Raw genomic sequence first — 16,736 nt, forward strand, 5'->3', positions numbered from 1 at the left:
ACCCGGAGAAGAGGAGTGGGATGGAGATCAGCAACGCGGTCGCTGCGGTGACCGGTGGTGCGTCGGGACTCGGCTTGGCGACCGTGCGGGAACTGCACGGCAAGGGAGCGAAGGTCGTGATCATCGACCTGCCGTCGTCCTCCGGCGAGGCCGTGGCCAAAGAACTCGGCGACGGCGTGGTCTTCGCCGCGGCGGACGTCACGAACGAGGAGCAGGTCACGGCGGCGCTCGACGCCGCGCAGGAGCTGGGCGACCTGCGGATCGCGGTGAACTGCGCGGGTATCGGCAACGCGATCAAGACCGTCGGCAAGAACGGGGCGTTCCCGCTGGCGGACTTCACCAAGGTCGTGAACGTCAACCTGATCGGCACCTTCAACGTGATCCGGCTGGCCGCCGAGCGGATCGCGAAGACCGATCCGGTGGGCGAGGAGCGTGGTGTCATCATCAACACCGCGTCGGTGGCGGCCTTCGACGGCCAGATCGGACAAGCCGCGTACTCGGCGTCCAAGGGCGGAATCGTCGGCCTGACCCTGCCGGTGGCGCGCGACCTCGCGGCGATCAAGATCCGGGTCGTGACCATCGCGCCGGGACTGTTCCACACGCCGCTGTTCGCCACGCTGCCGGATGAGGCCATCGCCTCCCTGGGCGCGCAGGTGCCGCACCCGTCGCGCCTGGGCGATCCCGCCGAGTACGCCGCGCTCGCGCGCCACATCGTGGAGAACCCGATGCTCAACGGCGAGACCATCCGCCTGGACGGCGCCATCCGGATGGCGCCGCGCTGAGGTAGTGCCCATCGGGGCTCCGAAGGCAGCGGTGGTGCGGGTGTCGGCGTAAGCCGCATCCGCACCGCCCTTTTCGTCTCAGGACCTCCCGCTGCTGGTCAGGAAGCCCGACAGCACCACGTAGGCTGCCCGGTCGATCGAGCCGACCGGCGTCGATCGAGATCTAGCGTGGTCGCTTGGAGCCGGGCGATAGACGGATCCCGACCACGGTGATGACGGTGACCACCAATACCGTCATCAGCTTCATGAGACTCCAGGCGTCCGGGTCGTGGGCCGGTTCGACGGCTTGTATGTCCCTTCCCCGTTGCCGGTTCTGCGGCCGAGGGGGCGACTCGGGGAGGGGGCGGTCGGCCCGCGGCAGGACCGGTACGGGGACGGCGGCAGGTGCCGGGACGATGGGGAGAACGGGGGCGGGCGGGCCGAGTTGCAGCGGGCTCATGGGCTCGGGCGGGGTCGTGGGAAGCAGCAGCAGGCAGGTCAGCACCGCGCTGCCGGTAGCGGCGCTGCCGACGGCGGCGCTGCCCAGACCGGATCCGCTGGACCCCGGGCCGATCAGACCCGGCACCAGCGAGCCGAAGCCGCTGCCGGTCACCAGTCCGAGCAGCAGCAACGCGCTTCCCGTCACGGCGCTGCCGGTACATGCCAGCTGGGCGCTGCCCGCGTCGACTCCCGGCGCCGCGGTTGGATGCTCCGCCGTGACGTCCGGGCGTGGCGTCGTGTCCACCGGGTGGGTGACGCCGGATTCCGCATCTCCGGTGGCGAGAGGACCGCTTGCACCGCCGCTGCCGCTCGGCGTGAGACCGGCGCTGCCGGAGGGCAGCCTGATCGGACCGAGGCTCAGGGACCCGCCCGAAGTATCGCCCTCGGCGGCGCTGCCGGACGACACGGCGGGGCCGCCGCTCGAACCACCACCCGGGAAGGCGCCCACCGGGTCGAAACCGGTAGCAGTGCCCGAACTCCCGGTGGCGAGGTCACCGAAGGGCGGCCACGGCGGCGCCTGGGCGGATGCTTCCGACGGGTGAGCCACGAATGCCGCCACGGTCAGGGGCAACATCGCAGTGGCCAACCCCTTTGCCAATCCGGGTGTTCGAGATGCGTCTCGGTTGGGTCGCATGTGCAGTCGCCTAGTCATAGTCGAAACCGGCCGGAAGTTCATGTCGTGTGCTGGTACCGCGACAGCGCGAGTTCGAAAGCCTCCTTCGGGACCACGTTCCCGCCGGAGAACGGCTCGTCGAGGTTGTAGATCGCCCGGATCACCACGCCGACGATGGCGCCGAGCAGCGCGGTGGTCACGACGGTGCGCTTGGTGACCTGGACGCCGGAGAGGACCACGCTGAACAGCAGCAGCACCGTGCAGATCCACATGGCCAGGTAGAGGAAGGCGGGTACCCGGTAGCCCGCGTCGAGCGCGCGATCGGCGCGTGCCTGCGCCACCGCGTCCAGGCTGGTCAGCGCACTGGTCCGGAGGGCGTCGACCTCGGGATCGACCGGATTCACCGCGGCCACCGCGTCGCGGAGGGTGTCGAGGGTGTCCTGGGTGGATTGACTGAGACGACCGTCGTCGGCCATGACGGTCCATTCGTCGGTGAGAACCTGCTGGGTGTAGTCGTGCACCAGACCTTGGACGCGGGCGTGGTCGGGTTCGGGCATCCCGTGCGCGGCCCAATAGGTATCGATGAGCGCCTTGGCTTCCGCGATGGTGTGATTGCGCGCGTTGTCGTACTGCTGCCAGGCGATGACCACGATGAATGCCACCACCGCCATGAAGATCGTGTTGATCAAGTTGAGCACCAGCGCGCCGACGGTGTCGTCGTCGGTGTGCCGCCATGCCTTCGGATGTAGGCGATCACCGGAGACGAAGACGACCACCGCGACGAGCGCGGTGAGAGCAGGCACCAGAAACTCGAAGGCCATGCGGGACTCCGTTCTGTCTGAGTGGTTCTCGCGACCGTGGCGTCGCAGGGCCGGTCGCACTGGAGTGGTGCGCGATTTCCGCGCACCACGAAGCGCGCGGCCGCGGCGATGGCGCGACGGCGTGGTTGCGGGAGCGTCTTCGAGCTGGGTAGCTGTCAGTGCCGACCGGGCGTGACCAGATCCCGCGAGACGTTCGGCAGCCTTCGGCTATCCGGCGCGCCGGAACCGCTGCGGACAGGCATTTCGATGATCATGCGTGGCCCTCACCCCCGAGATGGATACCGAGACGATCGACGATCACGCCGTCGAGAGTCTGCGACTGTTCGGATCTGATCAGTGATGCACGGCAAAGCGGTGACACGACGCGGCGCCGTTGCGAATCAGGCGCCGTGAGATCGTCCGATCCGACAGACCGGTTCGGACCACACCGATAGTAGACCGCGAAACCGCCTGCCTGTGGCGAAATTTGGGAATGTCCCGCCGCACGCACCCGGAACGGGGGTGTGCCGTGTGCGGGGTGTCCACGACTCCGGGGTCGCGCCGGGTCACCGGCCGCGGGGAACTGCCGGCAAGCATCCTGTGTCGCCAGAACGTGCGCTGATGCGGGGAATCTCGTGACGGTGGTGCTCATCGGCCGCGACTTCGGCAGCAGACCCGCCCCCGGACGCATCGTCGACCTATTGCCTTGGCTCACAGAGGATTTGATACCGAGGTAGATCGAAGGCGCGAATACCTGGATGGCCCACCACGACGGCGGAATGCATCCGGAAACGCCCCTCCGCGCGTCGATAGCGTGAGAACATCAGGAGATGCGGGATCGGAGCGCGTCCAGGTACGCTTGCACAGCTACCGATCGGCGTAACGGGAAGATCCTGGGTCGCGGATCGCGCGTCCAGACAACAGAAGAGCCACAGATGACCAGATACGCGCATTATGTCGGCAGCCTGCCTGCCGAGCTGATGACGGGTGATCGTGCCGTCATGCAATGGTTTGCCGACCACAGCGAGGGGCGGCCGGTGACCGCCGTGCCCTGCGATCTCGATCCGGACTGGATTCTCGACTATCTGCGTACGCGCAAACAGCACGCCGACGTCTTCGAGATCGTCCGCCCCGGCGACTACGCCGACTACGGTGATTTCCCCAGCTACGGGCTGAGATCCGGTTGCACACTGGAGCCGCGGCATGTGTCGATGGACCGGGTCGAGCGGATCGGCCGGGTCGTGGAGACGTTCGAGTCGCTGCGCGCCGACCGGCCGGCGCTCGCCGGAACGAAAGTGCAGATCAGCCAGCCCAGTCCGCTGGATCTGGCGATGTTCGTCTTCGCGGGCGCCGCGGTCTCCGGTGGGCTCCCCGTCTGGCCTGCCGTCCGGCGCTCCGGGCTCGTGGTCGGCGCGCTTCGGCAGCTTCCCGTGTTCACCGAAGCGGTGGTGGGGGAGATGACCGAGGTCGTCGAACGGCACGGCGACCGTGTCGTCTGGCAGGTGGAGTCGCCGATCGCGCTGCTGAGCATGGTCAAGGCCGAGCAACTGCGTTCGCAGTGGGCGCTCGCGCCGTTGATCGCACGGCAGCTCGCCGGTTTCCTCGGGCGGATGCACGAGATCGGCGCGGAAGCGATCGTGCACCTGTGCTACGGCGACTATCAGCACAAGAGCCTGCTCACCCCGCGCACTCTCGCTCCGGCGGTCAAGCTGCTCGGCCGCACCGCACGGCTACTGCGCCGACAGGGCACACCGTTACCCCCGGTGCATATCCCATGCGCCTACGGCGCCGAGCCCGCGCCGCTGGAGCCGCGGTTCTACGCGCCGTTGCGCAAGCTCGATCCCGAGTGGAAAGTGATCGCCGGTGTCGTCTCTCCGGACTCCGGCGAGGACAGCGCTCGTGCGCTCGCTCTCTTCGAACAAGCCGCCGGGCGCTCGGCTTACGGTGTCGCCACCGCCTGCGGACTCGGCCGATGCACCGTCGACGCCGCTCGGCAGGCGGTAGCCACCACGGTCGCGCTGACCGGCGGCGCGGAACCCGGACAGTGATCTGCCGGGCGATAGCCGACGGAGCGTGATGGTGGGGCGACGCCAGCGGTCCGCACGCGCGCAGCACGATCCGGCGCCGATGCGCGAGCACCGGATCGTGCGCTGCCGACCAGCGCGTACGGTGTGCTTGCGGGCTGATGGCCGGTGAATTGCCTTGTCCGAATGTGGTTCTCGCGCCCATCGGCGCCGCCTACGTCAGCGGCGGGATCGGAGCGTTGCTATGTTGCTAGCGTAAGCGGGTCGCCGAGCTCTGGACAACAGGTCTTGGAAGGCACGTGTACCCGCTCACAGATCACGTTCGTCGAATTGCTGTTCCATAACCTGGAGTCACGTTCTTGACCACACCACAGTCCCCGATGGCCGCGCCGCACACCACTGGAGCCGGAGCGTGCCCCGTCCAGCACGGCCCCGTGACGGAAGCGGACGCCCCACGTGTCCCGATGTATACGAAGGAGTTCGTCGCCGACCCGCACCGCGCGTATCGCGAGATGCGCCGCGAACACGGCACGCTGGTTCCGATCGAACTGGCGCCCGGCGTGCCCGCCACGCTGGTGATCGGCTATCAGACCGCGGTGCGGATCCTCAGCGATCCCGACCATTTCCCAGCTGATCCGCGCACCTGGCAGAAGACCATTCCCGAGGACTCGCCCGTGCGGCCGATGATGGAGTGGTATCCGGCCGCCCGCTACAACACCGGACTGGCCCATGATCGCTACCGGCATGCTTCCGTCGACGCCATCGACGGGATCGATCTGTTCGACGTGCCCGCCACGGTGGAGCAGATCGCCGTTCCGCTGATCAACACCTTCTGCGCGACCGGATCCGCCGATCTGGTCACCCAGTACGCGTTTCCGCTCGTCCTGGAAGTGCTCAACCAGATGGTCGGCTGCCCGGCCGAAATCGGGGAGCGGGTGGCGACCGGCATGGCCGCGCGCTTCGACACCGTGCGGGGCCCCGAGGGCATGAAGATGCTCAAGGACGCGCTGATGCAGCTGATCCGGCTCAAGCGCAAACAGCCCGGCGACGACGTCACCTCACGGCTGGCGCACCACTCCACCGAACTCGACGATATCGAGATCTTCGCCCAGCTGATGAGCTTCTACGGCGCCGGTTTCGAGGCGCAGCGCAATCTGCTGACGAACGCGGTCCTGCTGATGATCACCGACGACCGGTTCCGCTTCGGCGACGTCCTCGGACGGAATCTGTCCACCACCGACGCGCTCGACGAGGTGTTGTTCAACGACCCGCCGATGGCGAACTTCTGCACGACGTACCCGCGGCAGCCGATCATGGTCGACGGTGTCTGGCTGCCCGCCGACCAGCCGGTGGTCATCAGTCTCGCCGGGTGCAACAACGACCCCCAGATCCGCGGTACCGACGAGCCCGGTGGCAGCCGTATCGGCAATCGGTCCCATCTGGCGTGGAGTGCGGGTCCGCACGCCTGCCCGGCCAAATCCGTCGCCTACATGACGGTGCAGAACGCCATCGATCAGCTGTTCGACGCCCTGCCGGAAATCCAACTGGGCCAGCCGAAGAGCGAACTGCAGTGGCGACCGGGACCGTTTCACCGGGCGCTGATGGCCTTGCCGGTCGTCTTCCCCAAGTCGGCGCCGGTTCACCTCGGGTAGGCGTGAGCCGCCGGGCCACAGCGCAAGTGGAACGGGTGTGACCCGACCGGTTCGGGTCCATACCGATGCTCGGCGGTGAAAGCGGCTGATCTGCACGGCGATATCACCGACGCGGCGGATGCGCCACGCCGATGTGGATATTCGTCTGCGGGGACGGGATGGTTCGTCGACGATGGTCAGCGGCATGGGGGCGAGTTGTACGCCCGCGTTCGGGCCCAGGAAACCGCGTCGTGGCACAACCGGATTCGGGTGCGGTGCAAATAGATTCGGTGCTACCCCGAACCCGGTACACTTCGGCCATGTCGGTTCGAACGCGTCCCGCGTCCCGTGCAGCACGCTGACGACTACCCGGGGCTGTTCCAGTCCGCGGACACCGCATCGCTGTACGGCCAGAAGTTCTTTCTTCGCGCCTACGGAACCCGGCTCTTGCTGGCTGTGGTGGCGGCGGCGTGTGCGGCATTCACCTTCCGCGTCGGCTCGTCGGGGACCGATATCGCGGCCATTCTCACCGCGATGGCCTTCGTGGGCATCCTCGCGGTGGATGTGGGCGTCCTGCGCGGCCGTCCGGGCAAGTCCTGGTACGAAGGTCGCGCGCTCGCCGAGTCGGTGAAAACGTTGACCTGGAAGTACGCGGTGCAGGGCGCGCCGTTCGCAGGCACGTTGTCCGCCGCCGACGCCGATCGGATGCTGATCGAGCGACTCATGCTGCTGCGTCAGGACATCTCGGCGCTCGCGCTGCGGCCGACCACTGCCCCGGCCATCACCGCTCGGATGCGGCAGCTGCGCTCCGCTCCGTTCGACGAACGGCGACGCGTCTATCTGGACGACCGCATCCGGGAGCAACAGCGGTGGTACGCGAGCAAATCCGGATACCATCAGCGCAGGTCGCAGCTGTTCGGCACGCTGGCACTGGTTTTCGAGGTAGCGGGTGTCGCCGGAGCGCTGGTGAAGGCGTTCAACGCGGTGAGCTTCGATCTGGCAGGCATTTTCGCGTCCGCGGTCGCGGGGTTGGCCGCATGGTCGTCGGCTCGCCAGCACAGCACCGGCGCTGCCGCCTATGCCGTCGCCTCGAACGAACTGAGCATCGTGGCCGAAGTCTTGGAACAGCACGACACCGAAGCCGACTGGGCCGATGCGGTATCCGACGCCGAGGAAGCGATCAGCCGGGAACACACGCTGTGGCGGGCCTCGCACGGCGAATGACCTTCGCGCACGGACGGTGACCGGTGCGACGTCAGCGATCGGACATCGGATGATCCGGCGTGGCTGCCGGATATGCCGGGCATCGGCGCTTACCATGAACGGGCTGTGTGACGTGGCGGCGTCGCACGGCGAACGGGGAAGCGGCCCGTCCGGCGTATCGCGATGCGCCGGGCGGGCCGTTGCGTTCGCTCCGGCCTGTCTCCACCGAATCCGTGCGCGACGCTGGGCGCCGTGCGGCGTTTGCCGCCGAGCGGCGCGGGTAGGCAACGACGAATGGCATAGGTCAGGAGGTCGGAGTATGGCATCGAACAACGGGGTCGGGCAGTTGCGCAGCGTGGTGCTGGATTGTCCCGAACCGCGCAAACTCGCCAGGTTCTACCAAGAGCTGCTCGGCGGAGACCTGCTCGAGGACGATGACGACGATTGGGTGGTTCTCGTAGAGACTTCGGGCCGGCGCATCGCATTCCAAACGGCGCCCGACTACCAGCCGCCGCGGTTCCCCGATCCCGAGGGATCGCAGCAGGTACATTTCGACGTCCTGGTGGACGACATCGAGCAAGCGGAGCCTGCGGCGCTCGCGTTGGGCGCGACTCTCGTGCAGGGCCGAACCGATGGAGCGTTCCGCGTTTACGCCGACCCGGTGGGGCACACGTTCTGCCTGGTGTGGCTTCCGGAGGAGTGACAACCGCAGCCGGGGACCTGGACGCGACTCGGCCCGCCACACGGAAGCGATCGCGCGATCGTCTCCGATGGCGGGCCGGGCCGCGGCAGCGTCCACCGATCGGCCGCGCCCGTCAGTCGGGTGGCGCCGGGCGACGGATGTCCTCGCCCACCGAGCCGCCCGCGATGTCGGCCGCTACGCCGATCTCCTCCTCGTAGCGGTGTGCGGCGGGCACTTGCTCGCTGTCGTCGGTGATGTCCTGGAGCCGCCGGTCGTCCTCGCTTCCGGCGGCCTCCGGCTCCGGGTCACGACCGGGATCGGTGTCGGGCTCTTCCTCGGCGAGCCGGTCTCCGATCGATCGGGGATGAGCTTGCTCCCACTGCGTCACGCCGTACTTCGTGACGCCGCTCCAGTGCTCCGGTGGGTCCATTCCGGCCTCGAGCGGGTCGGAACGCAGCCGGTCCTCGTCCAGATCCTCGGCGCTGTTGAGAGCCGCCGGATCGGTTTCGACCGAGTCGGGCGCGCCGGTGTCCTGCGGCGGGTCGTATGTCTCGTTCGGTTCGGTCATCACTGCCTCCTCTCCTGCATTCAGCGACTTCCCGCAACCGCGGTCGGCAAACCCCTGGGAAATGGACGGGCGATATCCCCGATCGGCGGCGGTGCCGTGCTCGGCGGCCCCGGATCGCGGTCGGCGTGCCGCGACGGTCAGCGTCGCGTGAACACGCCGAGGTGTTCGGTGTCGTAGTACTCGAGGGTGAGCCGGTCACCGTCGAAGGTGGCCTGGGAGAGCGATCCGCGATTGGCGTTCTCGCCGGGCGGTGTGAAGACGAAAGTGTCGCCGTCCCAGTGCGTCAAGGGGAAGGTCATGTTGTTCGGACCCAGGGTGAGCGTCAGCGATTGATCGGTGGCGCTGATCGTCGCGGGCCCGTAGTAGGCGTTGTCGTAGGTGCCCGCATACGACGCCGATGACCGGGCGGGAGCGGGCTTGGCGGGCGGCTGTTTGCCCGCCAGCGCCCCCGCCGGTGCGCCCAGCGGCTGGAACGCCTCGCGGTAGAGAGCGCGCCAGTCCTGCTGAACCTTCCCGAACTGGACCAGATCGGCGAACTCCGCGTTCAGTGTCTCCGGCACCCCGATCGGCGCCGCGTTGGTGAGCGTGACGATGCCGACGTCGGCGGACGGGATCAGGGTGAACGCGGTGGCCGCGCCGAGGCCGAACGCCCCCGAGTGACCGAGCACGACGCGGCCGGAGGCGGAATCGCTCACATTGAAACCGAATCCGTAGAACCCGGCTCGCGCGTCCGGCGTTTTCGGTGGCGCGGACACGGCTTGGGGGGAGATGGCGGGCAGGAGATCCTCCGGGGGCACCAGGACCGAGCCACCTGCGGAACCGTCGGCCAGCACCATCGTCATCCATGCGGCCATGTCGGACACCGAGGAGCTGACCCCTCCCGCCGGGGATTGGGCGTCCGGTTGGCGCTGCGGGTTCGCAGGCTCGTATTTCCCGTCGATCAGCACGTGCCCCTCGGCCCGGTTCGCGCGGGAGGCGAAGTCGGCGTAGCGAGAACTGGTCGATTTCATGCCGAGTGGGCCGTAGATCGTCTGCTGGGACAACGTCTCCCACTGGGTGCCCGCGGCGGCGGCCACGGCGACGGCAGCAGCGGTCAGTCCGAAATTGGTGTATTCGTACGAAGTCCGGAAGGGACCCAATGGCAGCAGCCGCAGCCGGTCCAGAATCTGGTCGCGGTCGTAGCCGAGGTCCTCCAGAAGGTCGCCCGCATGATCGGGCAGACCCGATCGGTGCGCGTACAGGTCGCCGATCGTGACGTGCTCGGTGACGTAGGGATCGGCCAAGGCGAAGGACGGCAGCAGCCGGTGGACCGGAGTGTCCCATTCGACGCCCCCGGCGGCGATCCGGCGGGCGACCACCGTCGCCCCGACCGGCTTCGACAGCGACGCCAGTTGGAAAACCGTATCCGGGTCGACCCGCTCCTTGGTCACGACATTGCGGACCCCGAATCCCTTGCTGTACACCACCTTCCCGCCGTGCACCACGGCGATCGCCATACCGGGAACGCCGGAGGAGGCGAACAGGTCTTCGGCGAGCCGGTCCAGCTCGTTCACGGCATCATCGATCCGGCCGTCCGGTATCGGCACCCCGGCGATCTGGTTGGGCAGCGCCGCGGAAGGGGACGGTGCCCCCGTTTGCGTGGTGTCGGCTCGGTCGCCGCCGCATCCGGTCAGCGCGAGGACGGCGGCCGTCACCATCGCCGTGGGACCGAGCAACGCGCGCCGCAGTGTGCTCACGGGTCGCCTCCTGGCCGTTGCAGCGACAAAAGACCAGACAAAGGCTAGTTGAGTCGAGATTGCTGTGGGGGTCGGTTCTGATTTTCGCCGCCGCGGCGGGCCCGGCCGCCGTCGAATTGCGGCTGACCGGACCCGGCGGGCGGAATCATCCTGCGGCGGGCGTCTCGCGGATCTCCACGATCGGAAGCACGAGCGCGGCGGGTGAGCTCGCGGGGACCGCCGGATGCACCGGTGCGATGGGAGCGATGCGCCGGTATCCCGTGCCCACCGGCGGGCGGGTGTCCACCTCGCCCTTGTTCGGCCAGTACGCCGCCGCCCGCTCGGCCTGCGCGGTGATCGTCAAGGAGGGATTGACGCCCAGGTTCGCCGAGACCGCCGCGCCGTCGACGACGCTGAGCGTGGGGTAGCCGTACACGCGGTGGTAGGCGTCGATCACGCCGTGCTCGGCGTCGGCCCCGATCACCGCGCCGCCGAGGAAGTGGGCGGTCAGCGGGATGTTGAAGATCTCGCCCCAGCTACCGCCGGCGATGCCGCCGATCTTCTCCGCGACCCGCCTGGTGACGTCGTTGCCCACGGGGATCCAGGTCGGATTGGGTTCGCCGTGGCCCTGTTTGCTGGTCAGCTTACGGCCGAACAGTCCGCGTTTGGTGTAGGTGGTGATCGAATTGTCCAGGTGCTGCATGACCAGCGAGATGATGGTCCGCTCGCTCCAGTTCTTCGTGCTCAGGAAGCTGAGCAGGTTCATCGGGTGGCGCAGCACCAAGCCGAGGAAGCGCAGCCAACGCGGGATCCGGCCGCCGCCGTCCACCATGAGCGTCTGGAGCAGGCCCATGGAGTTGGAGCCCTTGCCGTAGCGGACCGGCTCGATATGCGTGTCGGGGGTGGGATGGATGGACGAGGTGATCGCGACGCCCTTGGTGAAGTCGGTGCCGGGGCGCACCGTCTTGGTCGCGGCGCCGACGATCGACTCCGAGTTGGTGCGTGTGAGCACGCCGAGCCGGTCGGACAGATCCGGCAGCACGCCCTTGTCCCGCATGGCGAACAACAGCTTCTGGGTGCCGCGCGTGCCCGCGGCGAGCACGACGTGCGCGGCGGTGAACGTGCGCGGTTGCTTGCGAATCCAGGCGCCGGTACGCGCGGTGGACACATCCCAGGTGCCGTCCGGGTGCGGACGCAGCTCGGTGACCGTCGTCATCGGGATGACCTCGGCGCCGGCCTGCTCGGCCAGGTAGAGGTAGTTCTTCACGAGAGTGTTCTTCGCGCCGTACTTGCAGCCCACCATGCAGTCCCCGCATTCCACGCACCCGGTGCGGTCCGGGCCGACGCCGCCGAAGTACGGGTCCGGCACGGTCTTACCCGGTTCGCCGAAGAACACGCCGACGGGTGTCTGCACGAAGGTGTCACCGACGCCCATGTCGTCGGCGACGGCCTTGAAGACCTCGTCGGCGGGCGTCATGTGCGGATTGCGCACCACGCCGAGCATTTGCTGCGCCCGCTCGTAGTACGGGGTGAGCTCGTCGCGCCAGTCGGTGATGTCACGCCATTGCGGGTCGCGGAAGAACGGCTCCGGCGGCACGTACAGGGTGTTCGCGTAATTCAGCGAACCGCCGCCGACGCCGGCGCCGCCGAGGATGAGGACGTTGCGCAGCGGGTGGATGCGCTGGATTCCGTAGCAGCCGAGCGCGGGCGCCCAGAGGAACTTCTTCAGCTCCCAGCTGGTCTTGGGCAGTTCGTCGTCGGCGAAGCGTCTGCCCGCCTCCAGTACGCCGACCTTGTACCCCTTCTCCACCAGCCGAAGCGCGGTGACGCTGCCGCCGAACCCCGAACCGACGATCAGCACGTCGAAATCCGTCGTCCGCTGGTCCATGTGGAACTCCTCGATCGTGTCGCCAGTGACTCGGCTAACACTACTCCCGGGTAAGTAACGGTTCGCAAGTCGGCCGGAATCGGCGGATCGCTCCGGTATTCGGCGTTGCCAGTAGTTGTCCGCCCCGATTCCAGAGCGATGCTCGCAATAGTTGACAACGCTCTCTGAAACGCGCATCGTTTCTGCTATGCCGACGACACCCCGCGCCCGCGCCAGGGCTCAGACCATGAACGACATCGTCCGGATCGGGCGCGAGCACTTGGCGACCGAGGGTGCGGCCGCGCTGTCGCTGCGCGCGGTGGCACGTGACCTCGGCGTGGTCTCCTCGGCCGTCTACCGGTATGTCCGCAGTCGCGACGAACTGCTCACCCTGCTCGTCGTGGACGGCTACAACGCACTCGGCGACGCGGTCGACGAAGCGCTGGCCGAGAGCGGGGACGATCCGATCGAGGGGCTACGAGTGCTCGGCCGCACAGTGCGGCGCTGGGCGCTGGCCGAGCCGGCCCGCTACGGGTTGCTGTTCGGCACACCGGTTCCCGGCTACGACGCGCCCGCCACCGAGACCATCGCTCCTGGCACCAGGGTGATCGCCGCGCTGCTCACCCTGTTCGCCCGCGCCCATCGCGCGGGCCGACTCGCCGCACCCGGCGAGCAGCCGCGGATATCCGCGCCGCTCGCGGGCAGCTTCGCGCTGATCCGGGACGAGTTCCGGCTCGACCTACCGGACTGGCTGATCGTCCGCGGCGTGACGTTCTGGGTCGGCCTGTTCGGGGCGGTGAGCGCGGACGTGTTCGACATGTACGGCTCCCAGACCTTCGCCGACCGCGACGAGCTGTTCGAACTCCAGCTCGGCGGACTGCTGGACCTGCTCGGTCACCGCGGGTGAGCTCCCGGCCGACCGGGGGCCGGTGAGCGGTCGCGGCGGCATGTGCTGCGATGGAGCGCGTGACGACGCCCGGCCGACAGTCTGCAGCAACCGCATGGGCGCACCGGATGGGTGCGCGCATGCCCCTGGTCAACGCGCCGATGGGGGGTGTGGCGGGCGGACGGCTCGCCGCGGCGGTGACCGCCGCCGGTGGACTCGGCATGATCGGAATGGGCAGCGCCGGATCGGTCGCGGCGCTGGAGCGGGAGTTGCCGCACGTCCGCGGCAGCGACGGCCCTTTCGGCATCGGTCTGGTCGACTGGGTGGTCGCGAAGGAGCCGCGTCTGCTGGAGGTCGCGATCGCAGCCCGTCCCGCACTGATCTCGGTGAGCTTCGGGGAAGACCTGGACTGGGCGGCACGCGTCGCGGACGCGGGGATCGTCCCGGCCACCCAGGTGTACAGCGAGCAGGATGCGCGGCGTGCGCAAGACGGCGGTGTCGGCCTCTTGGTCGCCCGCGGTGTGGAGGGCGGCGGACACGGCGCCGTGAACTCCGCGCTGCTGCCGCTTCTGGAGGAGGTGCTGGAGGTGGCGTCGGTTCCCGTACTCGCGGCGGGCGGAATCGGCACACCGGGGGACCTGGCCACCGTGTTGCGAGCCGGAGCCGGTGGCGCCTGGCTCGGCACCTGTCTGGCAGCGTGTTCGGAGTCGCTGCTGCCGGAGGCGGCCCGTCGCGCCATGATCGACGCGCGCGGCGACGACACGGTGCTCACCCGCGCCTACGACGTGGGAATGGAATTGCCCTGGCCGACAAGGTTTCCCGCGCGAGTCTTGCGCACCGGATTCACCGATCGGTGGACCGGACGCGAAGACGAACTCGCCATGGACGCGGCGGCCAAGCGCGCACTCGCCGCGGCGCTCGCCGCCGCCGACCCGGCCGTCACGCCCATCGACGCGGGGGAGGGCGTCGGCCTGGTCACCGCCGTGGAACCGGTCGCGCGCGTGCTGGAGCGGCTGTGGGCGGGTGCGGCCGGGTCGGTCGCGAGCTGAGCGTTTCAGTCCTCGCTGCTGCTTCGGTCACCGAGATAGCGGATCAGCTCGGGATCGGAAGAGACCAGCCGGTCGACCTCCTCGCCACCGGTGCACTGGTAGAGGGCGACGGTGACCGAACCGGATCGACGTCCGGCGACGCGCCAGATCCCGCCGGAATCGGTCCAGCGCCGCAGCACTTCGATGGGATCGTCGGTCATCGTCCACCTCCGCGCGATGGTGTACCCAGCGGCGTCACCGTGGCACGGTGACCGGATCGGCGCAACTGGCGGGCACGTCGACAAGGGAGCAATCCTTCGGCGCACGGGTCGGCCGGTAATCGGGCGCGACGCCGCCACTGCGGGTGATGCCGGTGTACGCGGCCACCGCGTCCGTCGGCTTGCGCGTCAGGGCCGGATCGGTCAGGACGTCGACGGTGTAGAGACCGAAACGCGGTGTGTAGGAACCCCACTCGTAGTTGTCGGTGAGACTCCAGTAGTTGTAGCCGATCAGGTTCATGCCGTCGGCCTTGGCGCGCTGGAGCCAGTAGACGGTGTCGCGCAGCGAGTCGGCGCGGCCGTATCCGTCCGCGCGTGGCAGGCCGTTCTCGGTGGGCATCCCGTTCTCGACGATGTAGAGCGGCTTACCGGGGAACTGACGCGCATAGTGCTGCAGCGCGTAGTAGATCCCCTCCGGCTGCAGCGGGTTCTTCCACAACTCGGTGAAACTAGCGGAAGCGGTGAGGCTGTCGGGGGAGAGGCCGTAGTAGTAGTCGATGCCGATGTAGTCGAGCTTCGCGGCGATCCTGTCCATCAGCGGCTTGTTCACCACGTCCTCGCCGCCGGGGATGTAGGCGACATTGCTGGTCACCATGGCGCCCGGCTGCACCCGGTGGATGTAGTCGTAGATGCCGTCGTGGGCCCTGGCGATCCGGTCCTGCATCGCGGGCGCCGCCGCGGGCGGCAATCCGCCGTTGCGCAGTTCGTTCACCAGGTAGAAGGCGGGCTCGTTGAACGTGACCCATAGCGGCTGGTACGGCGCGTAGCGGTCCACGACCGCGCGTGCGTTGGCCAGCCAGTCCTCGATGATCCCCGGGTTGTTCCAACCCCCACGGTCCACCGCCCAGCCCGGGTAGACCCAGTGGTCGATGGTGATCATAGGGCGCATGCCTGCCGCGGTGATCGCGCCGACGACGTCGTCGTAGAACTTCAGCCCTGCGGGATCCCAGGTGCCTGGTTCGGGCTGCAGGCGAGCCCACTCGACGCCGATGCGATACACCTTCACGCCCAGATCGGCCGCGAGGGCGATGTCGGAGCGGTAGCGCGAGTAGAAGTCGATCGAATCCAGGTAGGGATCTGTCGTCTTCCCGGACGCGACATAGCGGGACCAGTTGCTGTCCGGTGCGTGGCCTTCCGATTGGTATCCCGACGAGGCGACGCCCCAGAGGAAATCCGGGCCCATAGGCGCCACCGCGGCGGGCGGCGCGGGACGGGCGGCCGCTGGAGTGGCGCCTCCGAGCAGTACCGCGGCGACGGCCGCCAGTGCAGCCGACAGATGGCGGCGGTGTGAACGCATCGAACTCCTGTTCCGAGAAGTGGCGGGCCCTCGTGGATACCTCGGCGCACGAGGCCGCGGTGGGGAGGGCGGCATGGGGGACAGGGTAACTGGTCGCTTGACCGTTTTCTTGGACTCGGGGAAGGCGGGGAGCCCGGACTGAATGGTCCTGCGGAGCGGAGAACCGCAACGACCGCGATGCCGACGCAGGACGTGAGGTATTACATATTGATACGTAGATATTCGCATCTAACTATCTATTTTGCTGACCCTCAAACACCACATTCCTAAAAGACAGCAAAGACGGAGGGGGCGAATCGGCTGTGAGATGCCCCTCGGTCACGGCCTGGGTCACCTGATCGGAAGCTGGGGCGTGTCAGGATTTGCCCATGGTGTCGAATCCGTTGCCGCGAGTAGCCCGACGGCTCGCCCAGCGCCGCTGGGTGATGCGGACGGCGCCGGTCGTGCTTCGGTTCGAGCGCTTGATCCGGCGCGTCACCGGCGGACGAAGGGGCGTTCTGGATGTGGCGGGCCTGCCCTCCATCGAGGTCACCGTGCCCGGCCGGAAGACCGGGATCCCGCGCACCACGTCGTTGCTGTACGTGCCACGTGGTGCGGACTTCATCGTCCTCGGCTCGAATTGGGGTAGTCCCCGGCATCCGGCGTGGTCGGCGAATCTGCGCGCCGCGGATACCGCCTCGGTCCGCCACAAGGGCGAGCAGTTCCTGGTCGCGGTGCGTGAGATAGACGGCGCGGAGCGCAAGTCCGTCTGGGATCTGGCGGTGGAGTTCTGGCCCGGCTACGCCATGGAGTACGAGCTCTCCGGCGGCCGGCTGTTCCGGATCTTCGAGCTGCGTCGGAAGTCGCACTGAGGCAACGCGAATCGGCAGAGGCGCGGGGTGG

General features: G+C 68.2%; 15 protein-coding genes. 8 read left to right on the forward strand and 7 right to left on the reverse strand.

What is annotated here, in order from left to right; translation table 11 throughout:
- Positions 1–20 precede the first annotated feature (20 nt).
- Positions 21–782 carry a 3-hydroxyacyl-CoA dehydrogenase gene (locus ACWDMM_RS00175; protein WP_195081131.1) on the forward strand — a complete coding sequence of 254 codons (762 nt, stop codon included), beginning with the start codon at positions 21–23 and terminating at the stop codon, positions 780–782.
- Positions 783–945: 163 nt separating this feature from the next.
- Here ACWDMM_RS00175 and ACWDMM_RS00180 read toward each other — a convergent pair whose 3' ends face one another.
- The gene (locus tag ACWDMM_RS00180) at positions 946–1,836 is read right to left on the reverse strand and encodes a hypothetical protein (protein ID WP_195081132.1); all 891 of its coding nucleotides are present in this window, start codon (positions 1,834–1,836) and stop codon (positions 946–948) included.
- A gap of 98 nt (positions 1,837–1,934) precedes the next feature.
- Entirely contained in the window at positions 1,935–2,696 is a 762-nt protein-coding gene (locus ACWDMM_RS00185) for a bestrophin-like domain (RefSeq protein ID WP_449935210.1), read from the reverse strand.
- Between the two features lie 914 nt (positions 2,697–3,610).
- Between ACWDMM_RS00185 and ACWDMM_RS00190 the strand changes: the two genes are divergently transcribed.
- The 4 genes from ACWDMM_RS00190 (at position 3,611) to ACWDMM_RS00205 (ending at position 8,236) form a co-directional block, all read left to right on the forward strand.
- The gene (locus ACWDMM_RS00190) at positions 3,611–4,723 is read left to right on the forward strand and encodes a hypothetical protein (RefSeq protein ID WP_195081134.1); all 1,113 of its coding nucleotides are present in this window, start codon (positions 3,611–3,613) and stop codon (positions 4,721–4,723) included.
- Between the two features lie 356 nt (positions 4,724–5,079).
- Positions 5,080–6,351, forward strand: a complete 1,272-nt coding sequence (locus ACWDMM_RS00195) for a cytochrome P450 (RefSeq protein ID WP_195081412.1) — start codon at positions 5,080–5,082, stop codon at positions 6,349–6,351.
- A 327-nt stretch (positions 6,352–6,678) separates the two neighbouring features.
- Entirely contained in the window at positions 6,679–7,554 is an 876-nt protein-coding gene (locus tag ACWDMM_RS00200) for a DUF4231 domain-containing protein (RefSeq protein ID WP_449935214.1), read from the forward strand.
- 298 nt (positions 7,555–7,852) lie between these two features.
- The gene (locus ACWDMM_RS00205; RefSeq protein ID WP_357104883.1) at positions 7,853–8,236 is read left to right on the forward strand and encodes a VOC family protein; all 384 of its coding nucleotides are present in this window, start codon (positions 7,853–7,855) and stop codon (positions 8,234–8,236) included.
- A gap of 112 nt (positions 8,237–8,348) precedes the next feature.
- On the opposite strand, the gene ACWDMM_RS00210 is transcribed toward ACWDMM_RS00205, so the two are convergent.
- The 3 genes from ACWDMM_RS00210 to ACWDMM_RS00220 form a co-directional block, all read right to left on the reverse strand.
- The gene (locus ACWDMM_RS00210; protein WP_357104885.1) at positions 8,349–8,783 is read right to left on the reverse strand and encodes a hypothetical protein; all 435 of its coding nucleotides are present in this window, start codon (positions 8,781–8,783) and stop codon (positions 8,349–8,351) included.
- A gap of 137 nt (positions 8,784–8,920) precedes the next feature.
- Positions 8,921–10,480: a serine hydrolase gene (locus ACWDMM_RS00215; protein ID WP_449935608.1), complete on the reverse strand. Its 1,560-nt coding sequence runs from the start codon at positions 10,478–10,480 to the stop codon at positions 8,921–8,923.
- A 184-nt stretch (positions 10,481–10,664) separates the two neighbouring features.
- Positions 10,665–12,386 (reverse strand): GMC family oxidoreductase, encoded by a 1,722-nt coding sequence (locus ACWDMM_RS00220; RefSeq protein ID WP_357104887.1) that lies wholly within the window; start codon positions 12,384–12,386, stop codon positions 10,665–10,667.
- Between the two features lie 187 nt (positions 12,387–12,573).
- Here ACWDMM_RS00220 and ACWDMM_RS00225 point away from each other — a divergent pair, with 187 nt between their 5' ends.
- Entirely contained in the window at positions 12,574–13,272 is a 699-nt protein-coding gene (locus tag ACWDMM_RS00225) for a TetR/AcrR family transcriptional regulator (RefSeq protein ID WP_449935219.1), read from the forward strand.
- 119 nt (positions 13,273–13,391) lie between these two features.
- Positions 13,392–14,300 carry an NAD(P)H-dependent flavin oxidoreductase gene (locus ACWDMM_RS00230; RefSeq protein ID WP_323124278.1) on the forward strand — a complete coding sequence of 303 codons (909 nt, stop codon included), beginning with the start codon at positions 13,392–13,394 and terminating at the stop codon, positions 14,298–14,300.
- Between the two features lie 5 nt (positions 14,301–14,305).
- On the opposite strand, the gene ACWDMM_RS00235 is transcribed toward ACWDMM_RS00230, so the two are convergent.
- A complete protein-coding gene (locus ACWDMM_RS00235; protein WP_195081141.1) occupies positions 14,306–14,500 on the reverse strand; it encodes a hypothetical protein in 195 nt (64 codons plus the stop codon).
- Positions 14,501–14,534: 34 nt separating this feature from the next.
- On the reverse strand, positions 14,535–15,854 hold the full coding sequence (locus ACWDMM_RS00240) for a family 1 glycosylhydrolase (protein ID WP_357104891.1): 1,320 nt from the start codon (positions 15,852–15,854) through the stop codon (positions 14,535–14,537).
- 368 nt (positions 15,855–16,222) lie between these two features.
- Between ACWDMM_RS00240 and ACWDMM_RS00245 the strand changes: the two genes are divergently transcribed.
- The gene (locus ACWDMM_RS00245; RefSeq protein ID WP_195081143.1) at positions 16,223–16,705 is read left to right on the forward strand and encodes a nitroreductase family deazaflavin-dependent oxidoreductase; all 483 of its coding nucleotides are present in this window, start codon (positions 16,223–16,225) and stop codon (positions 16,703–16,705) included.
- Positions 16,706–16,736: the final 31 nt, after the last annotated feature.

Source organism: Nocardia sp. NPDC003726, from assembly GCF_053586955.1.